The organism is Burkholderia sp. NLJ2 (assembly GCF_049487195.1).
Taxonomy (GTDB): domain Bacteria; phylum Pseudomonadota; class Gammaproteobacteria; order Burkholderiales; family Burkholderiaceae; genus Burkholderia; species Burkholderia pyrrocinia.
In genome coordinates this window covers 849,240-861,900 of the sequence record NZ_CP137809.1, presented here as the reverse complement: position 1 = coordinate 861,900, position 12,661 = coordinate 849,240, and the positions used below count along the sequence as shown (strand labels likewise).

Annotated in this window: 9 protein-coding genes and 1 pseudogene; 5 read left to right on the top strand and 5 right to left on the bottom strand. The window is 66.6% G+C overall.

All coding sequences use genetic code 11. From position 1 onward, the window contains the following. Positions 1–69 precede the first annotated feature (69 nt). Complete coding sequence (locus tag R9B84_RS20470; RefSeq protein WP_423760187.1) at positions 70–1,299, top strand: glycosyltransferase; 1,230 nt, start codon at positions 70–72, stop codon at positions 1,297–1,299. Next, positions 1,296–2,534 (top strand): glycosyltransferase family 2 protein, encoded by a 1,239-nt coding sequence (locus R9B84_RS20465; RefSeq protein WP_423760186.1) that lies wholly within the window; start codon positions 1,296–1,298, stop codon positions 2,532–2,534. The genes R9B84_RS20470 and R9B84_RS20465 overlap by 4 nt, the downstream gene beginning before the upstream one ends. A gap of 54 nt (positions 2,535–2,588) precedes the next feature. Here the strand turns inward: R9B84_RS20465 and R9B84_RS20460 are convergent, their stop codons facing one another. The 5 genes from R9B84_RS20460 to R9B84_RS20440 form a co-directional block, all read right to left on the bottom strand. Further along, positions 2,589–3,368: a WecB/TagA/CpsF family glycosyltransferase gene (locus R9B84_RS20460; RefSeq protein WP_423760185.1), complete on the bottom strand. Its 780-nt coding sequence runs from the start codon at positions 3,366–3,368 to the stop codon at positions 2,589–2,591. A 65-nt stretch (positions 3,369–3,433) separates the two neighbouring features. Next, on the bottom strand, positions 3,434–4,273 hold the full coding sequence (locus R9B84_RS20455; RefSeq protein ID WP_423760184.1) for a hypothetical protein: 840 nt from the start codon (positions 4,271–4,273) through the stop codon (positions 3,434–3,436). A 422-nt stretch (positions 4,274–4,695) separates the two neighbouring features. Continuing rightward, a complete protein-coding gene (locus R9B84_RS20450) occupies positions 4,696–5,946 on the bottom strand; it encodes a glycosyltransferase (RefSeq protein WP_423760183.1) in 1,251 nt (416 codons plus the stop codon). A 34-nt stretch (positions 5,947–5,980) separates the two neighbouring features. Beyond that, entirely contained in the window at positions 5,981–8,023 is a 2,043-nt protein-coding gene (locus R9B84_RS20445) for an acyltransferase family protein (RefSeq protein ID WP_423760182.1), read from the bottom strand. Positions 8,024–8,051: 28 nt separating this feature from the next. Then, entirely contained in the window at positions 8,052–9,419 is a 1,368-nt protein-coding gene (locus tag R9B84_RS20440) for a UDP-glucose dehydrogenase family protein (protein WP_423760181.1), read from the bottom strand. Positions 9,420–9,743: 324 nt separating this feature from the next. On the opposite strand from R9B84_RS20440, the pseudogene R9B84_RS20435 reads away from it, so the two are divergent. From R9B84_RS20435 to R9B84_RS20425, 3 genes and pseudogenes are all read left to right on the top strand, one after another. After that, a pseudogene (locus R9B84_RS20435) lies at positions 9,744–10,010 on the top strand (IS3 family transposase); the annotation flags it as partial. Positions 10,011–10,722: 712 nt separating this feature from the next. Next, a complete protein-coding gene (locus R9B84_RS20430) occupies positions 10,723–11,049 on the top strand; it encodes an H-NS family nucleoid-associated regulatory protein (RefSeq protein WP_423760180.1) in 327 nt (108 codons plus the stop codon). 65 nt (positions 11,050–11,114) lie between these two features. Further along, positions 11,115–11,987, top strand: a complete 873-nt coding sequence (locus R9B84_RS20425) for an IclR family transcriptional regulator (protein WP_423760179.1) — start codon at positions 11,115–11,117, stop codon at positions 11,985–11,987. The last annotated feature ends 674 nt before the right edge of the window (positions 11,988–12,661 follow it).

Below are 12,661 nucleotides of genomic sequence, written 5' to 3'. Positions count from 1 at the left end.
CGTTCGGGCCGTAGCAGGCCTGGTGCTGCGCCCGCGCGGGACGCGAAATGAAGCAGTACAGAGGATTCCATGAAAGTTGCCTACGTCGTCAATCAGTACCCGAAGGTGAGCCACAGCTTCATTCGCCGCGAGATCCTCGCGCTCGAGAAGGCCGGGGTCCGGGTCGCCCGGTACGCGATGCGCGGATGGAACGGCGACGCGGTGGACGAGGCTGATCTCGCCGAGCGCGACGCGACCGGGTATCTGCTGAAGGCCGGTTTGCTGCCGCTGGCGATCGCGTCGATCCGGCAATGCGTGTCGCGGCCGAAGCGCTTCTTGCGCGCCGTCAGGCAGTCGCTCGAACTGATCGGCAGAACGGATCGCTCGCTGGCGCTGCATGCGATCACGCTGGCCGAAGCGTGCCTGCTGGCCGAGTGGCTAACGCGCGATGGCGTCGCGCACCTGCATGCGCATTTCGGCACGAACTCGACCGAGGTCGCGATGCTCGCGTCGACGTTGTCGGGCGTGCCGTACAGCTTCACCGTGCACGGCCCCGACGAATTCGACAAGCCGGAATTCATCAAGCTGCGGATGAAGGTGCGCCACGCGAAGTTCGTCGTCGCGATCAGCGATTTCTGCGCGAGCCAGATCTACCGGTGGAGCGCGTACGAGGACTGGGAGAAGGTTGCGATCGTCCGGTGCGGGGTCGACGCGTCGTTCGGCGACGGGCACGACTCGGCGCCCGCCGCCGAGCGCCGGCTGATCTGCGTCGGGCGGCTCTCGGCCCAGAAAGGGCACATGCTGCTGATCGACGCGCTCTCGGCGGTCGCGAAGGACATCGACGGCCTCGAGCTCGTGCTGATCGGCGACGGCGAAATGCGTGACGAGATCGAGGCGCTCGTGCGCGCCCGGGGGCTCGGCCGTGCCGTTCGCATTACCGGGTGGAAGGACACGCAGGGCGTGCGCGAGGAGTTGCTGGCCGGCCGCGCGCTGGTGCTCGCGAGCTTCGCCGAGGGGCTGCCGGTCGTGATCATGGAGGCGATGTCGCTGGGGCGCGCCGTGATCGCGACCGGGATCGCCGCCATTCCCGAGCTCGTGCAGCCGGCCCGGACCGGCTGGCTCGTGTCGCCCGGCTCCGTTGCGTCGCTGGCGGAGGCGATTCGGCAATGCATGGCGATGACAGACGCGGACCACGCCGAAATGGGTGCGCGCGCGCGGCAGCTCGTCAGGGAGCGGCACGATCAGGATCGCGAAGCGTCGCTGCTCGCGCGGCTGTTTGCCGGGCAGGCCCGGCCGGCGATGACCGGGAGGCGCGCATGATAGCAGCCGCCGTGGATGGGGTGTTGATGCTGGCGGCGGTTGCGTCGGTCGTGCCGGCGCTGACGCTGCTGGCCGAGGTGGCGATGTCGGTGCGCCGTGCGCGTCGGAAGTGGCAGGCGGGGGGCGAGCCAGGAAGCGGGCCGGAAGGTGGGCAGGAGGCTGGGCCGGAAGGCGTACCGCGTCCGTCGATTGCGGTGATCGTTCCCGCGCACGACGAAAGCCGGTCGATCGCCGCGACGCTGGATGCGCTGCTTCCCGACCTGACGGCGCGGGATCGCGTGGTCGTGGTCGCGGACAACTGCAGCGACGACACGGCCGAGATCGCGGCGCGTCTCGGTGCCGAAGCGATTTCGCGCGTGGATGCCGAGCGGCGCGGCAAGGGCTTCGCGCTCGAGTATGGCGTCGCGCATCTGGCCGGCGGCGCGCCGCCGGACGCCGTCGTATTCGTGGATGCGGATTGCCGGGTCGCGCCCGGCGCGATCGCGCGCCTTGCCGCGCTGGCCTGCGCGAGCGGGCGGCCCGTCCAGGCGAAATACCTGCTGCGCGCACCGGCGGGGGCCGGGCTCGGGACGCGGTTCTCCGAATTCGCGGTGCGCCTGAAGAACGATATCCGGCCGCGCGGCGGCCGGCATCTCGGCGCGCCGTGCCAGCTCGCCGGAAGCGGCATGGCGCTGCCGTGGCCGCTCGTTGCTTCGGTTACGCTCGGCACCGCGAACCTCGTGGAGGATCTCGCGCTGGGCATCGACCTGACGCTGGCCGGCCGCCCCCCCGTCTATTGTGGCGAAGCGCTCGTCACGAGCGAACTGCCGACGGCGGCATCGAGCCACCGCGTGCAGCGTCAGCGCTGGGAGCAGGGGCATCTGCGGATGATCGGCCACATGGCGCCGCGGCTCCTGCTGGCCGCCGTCCGTCTCCGGTCGTGGGCGTGCCTCGCGGCGGCGCTCGACCTGCTGGTATTGCCGCTGACGCTGCTCGTGTTCTGCCAGGTACTGTTGGTGGCGGTGTGTGCGGTCGCGTACCGGATGGGCGCGAGCGGCGTGCCGCTGCTGATCCAGTCGGCCGCGGCGGGCATGGTGGCGAGCGCGGTGGCGCTGGCGTGGCTGACAGGCGGCAGGGATCTGATCGGCTGGCGCGACTGGCTCCACGTCGGGTTCTACATGGTGCGCAAGGTGCCGATGTACGTCGGCATGGCGCTCGGGCGGCGCACCGGCTGGATCCGGACCGACCGCGAGTAAGCGGGAACGATTGCGAACGAATGCGGATGCGCGCGGCGAGCCGAGCCGCCGCGTCTATTCGGTGGCAGCGAGTTCCCGCCTGAGCCGGTTCGACGCGGCCACCCGAATCGTATAGGCGGCAAAGCGCGCGCCGCCGAGCAGGTAGCGGCGCCACAGGCGACGCGGTTCGAGGATCAGGCGAAACAGCCATTCGATGCGCAACTGCCGCCACAGCCGTGGCGCGCGCGGGAAACGCCTGGCCATGAAGTCGAGGATCGCGCCGCCGTTGAGTATCACGCACGGCGTGTCGAGCGCGTCGCGCAGCATCATGGCGACGCGCTCCTGCTTCGGCATCCCCATTCCGAGAATCACGAGGTCCGCACGCGTCGCGGTGGCGCATTGCACGTACGCATGCGGTTCCTGGAATCCGTCCAGCGTCGCCACGACGCGCCCGCCGAGCTGCGCGACCGCGTCCGCTGCGCGGGACAGGTACGGCTCGGACGTGCCGAACAGGGCAATCGATTTGCCGTCGAACCAGCGAACGATCTGCGGAATCAGGTCGGTGCCGTTCATGTTTGCGCCGGGGTTCGCTCCGATCATTTTCAGCAGGACGGACACGCCGACACCGTCACGCAGGATCAGGTCCGAGCCGTGCAGGTCGTCGAGGAACGACGGCGCGGACTTCGCCGTGACGATCGCGTGCGCATTGAGCCACGATACGACGAACGGGCGTTCGACCGTCGCGAGGCGCACGGCGAGTTCGTCCATGAAGCGTTGCGTGTCGCCGACCCACGTCGCTGCCGCGAGCAGTGCGATGGTTTGTCTGTTGAACTGATTGTCCGGAGCGGGGGTCATGATGGCGTGTCGGTGGCGATCGATGGGAATGACCAGGAGGGCGGCGCGCGGGTGGCCGGCGGGCGTCAGTGCGCGAGCACCGGGGCCGGGCGCCACGGCGACGCGTACAGCGTCGTGTCGTCGGGGATGCCGTCGGCATACGCGCGCCGCGAATCGCCGAACGGCGACGCCGATGCGTTCGCCGCTGTCGCGTCTGCGGATGACCGCCGCGCCATCGCCTGGGCTCGCAGGCGTTGCGACAGGCCGTCGGCGCGCGTGCCTGGGCGAGACGGCGGCGGAGCCGCGTCGAAACGCGACGATCCGGACGCGCCGGACGAGCCATAGCGATGCGGATCGCGGCGGCGCGCGCTGCCCGCCGGTCCGGCCGTTTGCCCGTTCGATGCGAGCGCTCCCGTGCGCGGCTGGCGTCGCGTCCCATCGGTTGCATAGAGCGACAGCAACGATCCGCTGCGCGCGTTCGACGAGCGACCCGAGATGGACGACAGCGATGCGTCGGCATCTTCCGGCGCGCCGCGCAGATGAGCGGGCGGGAGCAGCCTCGCGTACTGCGTGGCATAGGGGTCGTATGCCGGCGGCGTCGAATCGATCTGCCGATCGGCGGCGCGCTGCGCGTGCGCGGCCGGAAATAGCATCGACGCGGCGATGACGATGGCAGCGTGAAGGAGGGGGCGCGCAAGCGGCCGCCGGCGCACACCGTTCGATGGCTCGGCGCCGCCGAATGTGTGCTCGCGGGGCGCTTCGGCCTGTCGTTCCTGCTGCGCATACTGCACGGGCTGCGCGTGCCGAAGCGCGCCCGGCGCGCATCGATCCGCGTTCCGAAGGCCGATGCCAGGCATCGGGCGCGCGGTGCCCGGATCGGGAATGCTGTCCCGCCAAGCCATCGCGCGTTCGCGCGTTGAACCCATGGTGTGTTTCCCCGGTGCCGCAGTGGTCTGGTGTTGTCGTATTGGCTGTTTGTCGTGCGTCGCGCGTGCGTGCCGCCGCGCTGCGTTCGTGGCCGGATCGGGCTTGCGCCGTGCGCCGCTTCGTGGGCATGCGCGGGCCGTGAACCATCGTTGTTCAGCAATTCGCATGCCACGGTGGATTGGGTTCGCGGTCGGCCGGAATCCTGCGCGTTGCGCGCAATTCGGACGGTTTTGCCTGAAATTCGCGAGGGTGCCGGCGCAGCGTTCGGCGTATCGGCAGCGGGGCGTGTGGCTGTTACGGCGCGGGTAACGTTACGTGTTACGAACGAAGTAACGTGTCGTGGCTTCGGCGATGCGATGCGGTGCGCGTTTGCCCGCCGACGAGCGTCGGCGGGCAGGGAAGCTGGGCGTGCGGCAGTCGTTCAGCGCGAGCCGACGCGCTCGTCGTAGATCTGCTCGAGCGTCCTCGTGCACCTGTCGATATCGAACTGGCTGCGCATGAAGCCGCTGGCCGCGCGCCCCATCCGCGACAACGCGGCGTCATCGACGAGCAGCCGCGCGAGTATGCGGGCAGCAGCTTCCGCATCATGCGACGGGAGCGCGCAGCCCGTTTCGTTGTCGCGGATGCCCTCCAGCGACCCGCCCGAGACGGACGTGACGACCGGCACGCCGCAGGCCTGCGCTTCGAGGATCGCGATCGGCAGGCCCTCGGCGTCGCCGTTGCCGGCCGTCAGGCTGGGCAGGCAGAAGATGCGGGCCTCGTGCAGTTGGGCGAGCACCTCGTCCGAGCTGCGGGAGCCGAGAAACTGCACGGGCGCACCCAGCGCGTCGGCAAGCAGCCTGGCTTCCTGCAGCAGCGGGCCGTCGCCGATCATCGCGAGTTCGGCGTCGTGCACGTGCTCGCGCACGCGCGCGAATGCGCGGATCATCGTCAGCGGCGCCTTCTTCTCGACCATGCGTCCGACGAACAGGATGCGCCGCGGCCGCTGCGCGAGCGGGAGCCCGGCCGGCCTGAAGCGCTCGACATCCACGCCGATGTACGCGACGGCGACTTTCGACGGCGGGATGCCGTAGTCGATCGCGCGCCGCCGGATGGCGTCCGACACGGCGATGAACGATACCGCGGGGTCCCGCGCCATCTTCAGCAGGCGCTGCGGATAGGCGCGGTGGTGGCGCCCGCCGTGGCCGCTTTCCCACCATTCGCGGTGGATGTTGATGTCGTAGCCGTGCAGCGTGACGATCATCGGCAGGCCGGCGGCGCGCACGCTTGGCCAGATGTCGGTGGCGTCCGTGCCGAAGTGGGCGTGAACGAGCGCGACGTCCTGTTCCCGCAGCAATTGCACGAGCCGCGCGTGCGGTCGCCACGCCCAGGTGCGCAGGGCCCGCAGGATCCGGCTGCGCTCGGGCGGCACGAGATGGCGTGCGATGCCGGGTGTCGCGAGGCATACGGGGGCCTCCTCGAAGCCGACCAGGAGCGGTTGCCACGCGCGGATTGCGCAGGCCTGGTTGCGGATGAACGTCTCCGAGATCGAGAGGACCTTCGTGCGAAAGATGGCGACGCGGCGCAGGCGCGCGGCGTCGCCGGTTCGACAGCCCGGTGCGGTCGCGTCGGGCACGGGTGGGCTGGCGTCGGTATCGGCAGGCCGCGGCGGGGGGGCGGTGCTGGGCGTCATGGTGGAAGAAGTCGCTTCGGTCGTGTCCGGAATGTCACGGATGGTTCGGTTGCGCAGGCGGCGCGAACGACAGGGATTCGTCGACATCCGCGCGTATCGCGGCCGACACGCGCAGGGCGCCGCCGGTCGACAGGTGCTGCTGATCAATGTACAGCATCTGGTTGTCGGCGAAGAAACGGCACCGATGCGCATCGCACAGGGTCTTGACCGGATCGGCGAGCACGGTCGACGTTTGCGTGGCGACGGTGTCGAGCACCCGGTTGCCGCGCGTATCGAGATCGGTCTGGTCCACCGCGATGCTCGAACACGCGAGCGGATCGCGCGACAGGCCGTTCACGCGCTGGCGAATCCCGTTCAGGCAGCCCGCGAGCCTCTTGATCGGCGGGACGTTGATGAACGGTACGTCGCGCACGATCACGACCGACTTGCCGGCCTCCCTGAGCCGCGTGACCGCATTGCCGAGCCCGAACGCGAGCAACCGCGCGCGGTCTGCCGACGGTTGGCCGAGCGCCGTATAGGCGCCGTCGTCGCGCAACCCGGCCTCCCAGTATCCGGCGATGACGACGGTCCGGATGCGTGGATCGCCCGCAACCTGCGCGAGTGCCGCCGTGTTGAACGCCGCGCACTCGCCGACATTGCGCGGTGCGATGTCGACGCGGCGGCTCACGCCGATGAGGAACGGGCACGACGATTTCGTCAGTTGTACGAAGCCGAAGCCGCGTTCGGCGGCGATCCGGCGCAGGCCGGGTGCCAGCGCAGCCGCGTGGCTGTCGCCGACGAGTGCGATATCGATGCCCGTCGTGCCGGCGCTCGCGCAGCGGGCCGAGCGGTTCGGGCGGGTGACGCCGTACGGCACGAGGCAGGGGTCAGGCGCCGGAACGGACTGCGCTTCGGCCGCGACGAACCGCTCGGGCCACCGTTGCGGATAACCGTGCGCGAATACGGACGATGCGAAGACGAGCGCGCCCGCCGTCATCACGCCCGCATAGCGGACGAGCACCGTGCGTTCGCGTTGCGGCCGGGAGGCGCGAAACGGCGTTTCCACGTACGCGAGGCTCAGCCGGGCGAGCGCGATCGACAGCAACAGCAACGCACCGCGCACGGCTGCCGACGGCTCCGTTTCGCTGACGAGGCGCGCGATGCTGATCACCGGCCAATGCCACAAGTACAGCGAGTAGGAGAGCAGTCCAAACCATCGGGCCAGCGGATGACCGAGCAGCACCCGGTTCACGAACGCGCGTGGGGACGCGAGCAGGAACACGGTACCGGCGACCGGCGCGATGGCGGCCGCGCCGGGAAACGGTGTCGCGGCATCGTAGCGGAGCAGCGGGACGGCGATGCACGCGAGTCCGGCGAGCGACAGCACGTTCTGGGCCGTGGCACGGTCGGCCGGGCTGTCAGGCGAGGCACGATGCGCGTTCAGCACCGCGAGCAGCGTGCCGGCTGCGAGCTCCCAGGCCCGGAACGGGATCAGGTAGAACGCCGTGGACGGATGGCGCGTCATCTCGACGATCGACGCGGCCAGCGACAGCAGGATCAGGAGTACGAGCGCGCCGATCAGCCGGCGCGGCGCCAGCTTCGAGAGCAGTGCGATGATGGCGGGCGCCGCGATATAGAACTGTTCCTCGATGCCCAGCGACCATGTCATGAGGAGCGGGTTGTATTGCGAGACCGGCCGGAAATAGTCGATCGATTGCCAGAGCGTGACGTTCGACACCGACAGCACGCTGGCCACGGCGTCGCGGCCGAACGCCGCGAGTTCCCGCGGGGTCGCAACCAGCAGCATCGCGACGAACGTGCAGGCGAGCACCGCGAGCAGTGCCGGCACGATGCGTTTCGCCCGCCGCACGTAGAAGCGCCGGTAGGAGAACGTGCCGTCGCGTGCCGCGTCGTAGATCTGGCCGCCCACCAGGAAGCCGGAGATCACGAAGAAGATGTCGACGCCGATGAACCCGCCGTCGAGCGCGAACCCGTAATGGAAGACCACGACGCTGAGCACCGCGAGCGCCCGAAGGCCATCGATGTCGGGCCGGTAGCCCGGCGGGCGGTGAGCGTTGTGTATCGGGGTTCCTGTCATGGCGTATCCGCGCGATCGTGACGGCCGTTCATGCCGCGGTGCCGCGCCCGATGCCGTGGTATTCGATGCCGCTGCCGATGAACGCCCCGGATGCGTACAGATTGCGGCCGTCGAAGATGGCACGTGCCGCGAGTTTCCCGGCGATCAGCGCGAAGTCGGGGCTCTTGTAGGATTTCCACTCGGTCAGGATCACGAGCGCATCGCTTTGCTCGAGCACGGCGTTCTGGCTGTCGGAGAACGACAGTCGCGACAGCGCGGCGGGGTCGTGCGCGAGGTCGCGTTCGAACACCCGCTTCGCCTCGTCGATTGCGACCGGATCATGCGCACGCACCGTCGCGCCGTGCCGGAGCAGCGACGCGATGATCGTCCGGCTCGGCGCTTCCCGCATGTCGTCGGTGTTCGGCTTGAACGCGAGGCCCCAGACGGCGAACGTCCGGCCCGACAGGTTGCGGCCGAAGCGGCCGAAGATTTTCTCGAGGAAGGTCGTGCGCTGGTCGTCGTTGACTTGCCCGACGGCTTCCAGGATCCGCATCGGGTAGCCGTGGGCGCGCGCGGCGTGCCGCAACGCATGGATGTCCTTCGGAAAGCAGGAGCCGCCGTAACCGACGCCTGCGTACAGGAAGTGATAGCCGATGCGCGGATCGGAGCCGATGCCGCGGCGGACTTCCTCGATGTCGGCGCCGATCCGGTCCGCGAGGTTCGCGAGTTCGTTCATGAACGAGATGCGCGTCGCGAGCATCGCATTGGCCGCGTACTTGGTGAACTCCGCCGAACGCACGTCCATGTAAAGCGTGCGCTCGTGATTCCGGTTGAACGGCAGGTACAGCTCGCGCATCATCGCTTTCGCGCGCTGCCCGGCTGCGTCGCTCGCGCTGCCGATGATGATTCGGTCCGGACGCATGAAGTCCTCGACCGCCGCGCCCTCCTTCAGGAACTCCGGGTTCGACACCACCGAAAAGCCGCACGCCACGCCGCGCGTCGTCAGTTCGCCCTGAACGATCTCGGCCACGAGCGACGCCGTGCCGACGGGGACGGTAGATTTGTCGACGATGGTCTTGAAGCCCGTCATGTAGCGGCCGATCGAGCGCGCGGCGCTCGCGACATGCGAGAGATCGGCCGAACCGTCTTCATCGGGCGGCGTGCCGACGGCGATGAACTGCAGGTCGCCATGCGCGACCCCGGCTTCCAGGTCTGTCGTGAACGCGAGGCGCCCGGCGGCGCGGTTCCGGTCGATGATTTCCTTCAGGCCCGGTTCGTAGATGGGCACGCCACCGGAAAGCAGGATGTCGATCTTGCGCACGTCGACGTCCACGCATACGACGTCGTTGCCGATATCGGCGAGACAGGCGCCCGTAACGAGGCCGACGTAACCGGTTCCTATGATCGTGACTTTCATGAGGTGTTCAGATGGGCTGCGAGTGAAGTGTCCGTCGCTGGCGCAATGGCGTGCCGGCTGCGTTGTCTATATGCCCGATCCCGCAAGCCGCAGACCCTATGAGCCGCGAGGTCGGGACGGGCTACTCCGCCGGCATCGTGCCGGCCGCCTATAGCTAAAAGCAATCGACGTGCCAGCCGGCTTGAGCGCCGCGTGCGTGCTACTGCCGCGTTCGGTATCCATCTTCGTGCAACGTGACGGGAGCCAGCGGTCGCCGCGCGATCTGTTACGTGACGGTTGGCCGGGGCGGCACGTAACGTAGAGGCCAGGTGAGGCTGTCCCGGTACGGTCTACCGTTACGAGTCGGTCGCGCGGGATCGAAGCGCGCTGGAGAGGTGCACCAAGGAGATCACGGAAGTGCGGGTGCGTGACGGTGCGCCTCGCGTGTACGTGATGCCTCGCCGAGAAGGCGGGCGAGATAACCGTAAACGCGTCGAACGCGTGTATCGCGAACTCGGGCTTTCGTTGCGTCACAAGCGACCTCGACGCAGCAAGTCGGACCGACGCGGGCAGCCCAAACAGTCCATCGGTGCGGTCAATGAAGTCTGGACGAAGCGCCGGAATTTTCCAATCGAGACCGGGACGGAAATTGGGCCAGCCTCATTTGAGCGGCGCTACGCGCTAAACGGCTCGTGAGTGTCGATGAAACGTTGGCCGACACATGTCGCTACCGCGGCCACATTATCTATCTGGCATCCAATTGGTACGTTTCGTGTCAGGGTGCCTGTTACGGAGTGTCGTTACGTAACGGCTGCGAACGAGACAGGCGCAAACGTTCAACCATACAAACGTCGATTTATTCATATCTTTATGGATTGGCTTATAGGCCTTTGTTTTGTCGGGATTTTTAGCGCCTCGGAAACGAAATGGACGTATATGGTATGAATTGTGCTGGAAGCGTGGCGTATCAAAGTAGTGAATACCATGACGTTAGACCAATCATGCATTACATCAAGACTCCGATATCCGGACGCGACACGGTGCCACGCAGACGATTCCGGGTGTTCAATCGATAAATTGCTTCCAGATACCAATCCACTGGCGGAACTGAACCGGATCGTGCCGGAGCTTCCGCAACTGCGTGACTGGATACATGCGGCGTTGCCGCGAGTAAAGGGGGCGTCGAATAGAAACCTGAGCTAAGTGGTCCATACGATCAGGCCTTCGTGCGCCCGAATTTCCTCATTCTCCGCATTCGCCGCGGCGCTGCATGACGCACGTGCGGTCGAGCCGCGGTTTGTTGAGTCTCTCCGGAATGTGTCAAATGAAGCGTCCCACTATTCGCGAGCTGCAACAGCAGCTCGGTCAATTGAACCTGATCGTCGAAGAGGTCAGGCAGAAAGAGAAGCAGGCCAGGCTCAAGGAGATTGCCGAGCACGTCAGGCAGTTCGGCATCACCGAAATCGAATTGCTGCGGGCGGCAGGCTTCATCAAGGCCAGGCCGCAGAAGGCGCCGGCGAAATACTACGATCCGGACACCGGCCGATCCTGGTCCGGCAAAGGTGCGCGTCCCGGGTGGCTGGTCGGCAAGAACCCGGACGACTATCTGATTCGGGAAACGCCGCAGCCATGGTGGCCGGAAACACGCTGATTGCCGGGCGGGCGCCTGCTTCCGGCGTGACTCAAATGAGCTGAATTCCAGAGGCATCGTTTCACATGCGGAATCCAAACGAAGATCCGGACGATCCCGACCATTCGGGTCTCAAGAAAAAAGCGAATTATCGTGCGCCGGCGCTCGAGAAGGGCCTCGATATTCTCGAGTTGCTCATCGATCGCCAGTTTGGCATGGCGCAGGCGGACATTTGCCGCGCGTTGAAGCGCAGCCGGAGCGAACTGTATCGCATGATGCAGGTGCTCGAGGATCGCGGTTACATCTACAGGGTGGATCGTTACGACCGTTACGCGCTGACCATGAAGCTTTATTTTCTCGGGCAACATCATGCGCCAACACGATCGCTCGGCGCGCTTGTCACGCCGCTCCTGCAGCAGTTCGCATTGCAGACTGTCCAGTCGTGTTACCTGACGGTATTCGATGGCGACACGATGGTTGTCGTCGCAACGGCCGGCGCTGAAACGGAATGGAACCTGGCGGTCCGGGTCGGCACGCGCGTTCCGCTGCACGGCAGCGCCGCGGGGGAGATGTACCTGGCATTTCAGGACGAAGACGTGCGAACCCGCTTGCTCCGGAACATCGGGCACGATGTCGCGTCGTGGAACCCGCCACGCAGCGATGAAGCATTGCCGACCCATCAGGTAGACGGCTATATCTGCCGCCCGAACGAGCGCATTCCCGGCATCACGGATATCGCAACGCCGATCGTCGACAAGTCGGGCTTCGCAATCGCCATCCTCGCTTGCCCATACCTGGCGCTCTCGGAAGAAGCCGCAGTGATGTCGATCAAGCAGATCGGCGTCGCGCTGTGCGAAACGGCACAGCGCATCTCCGCGACGGTCGATCAGCGGTTTATGCAATCCGCTGTCGAGATGCCGTCGCGTGAGCCGGCGCGGAGTGCGCGTCGGGCGGGGTGAAGAAATTCCGCGGATGCGTACGACAATGCGCCTGTGCGTGATAGCGCGCCAGGTGGGGCGGGCCGATTCAGGTTTCTCGCGTTCTGAATGCGTTGAGGCAATGCACTGCAGCGGAGCGTGGGGGTGACGCAGCGATTTTTAGTGTTCGTGACGTGGAGTACGTTCTGCTTGGCAATGCACGAGCCAACCTGGCGACGATATCAATGGAGGGCGATCATGGGGGCGCTGACGGTCAGGCAAATCGAAGCCGCGAAACCGACCGGAAAGCGGTCGCAATGTTGGGGCCGCCCAGCAAATGATTTGGTGGGGCGAGCGTAACCCGTTGCGGAAGCGCCTGTTGATCGATTGCAATGGACTCGCGCTTGCGAAAGAGGATGTCGTGCAGGGGGATGACGTCCGACGCGTGACAACGAACGTGACCGGACGCTTGCGGAAGACGACATTCGCGCGCTCGGTCGACTCATTCCGCCTGCACGCGTTCCGCATTCCATTGAGTCGGCAATATGAGTAAAACGAGACGATATCGGCTCTGTTATTGCGCGGACGGTAACGTCAAATCGGGTCCAACGGACACGCTGACGAGTCGACGGGGATGTTGAAGTAACGCAGCTTCAACGCAGATGTAAAGTGTTGCAAGGAAAGTGGAAGTTGGTTTATAAACACAAACGATTCGT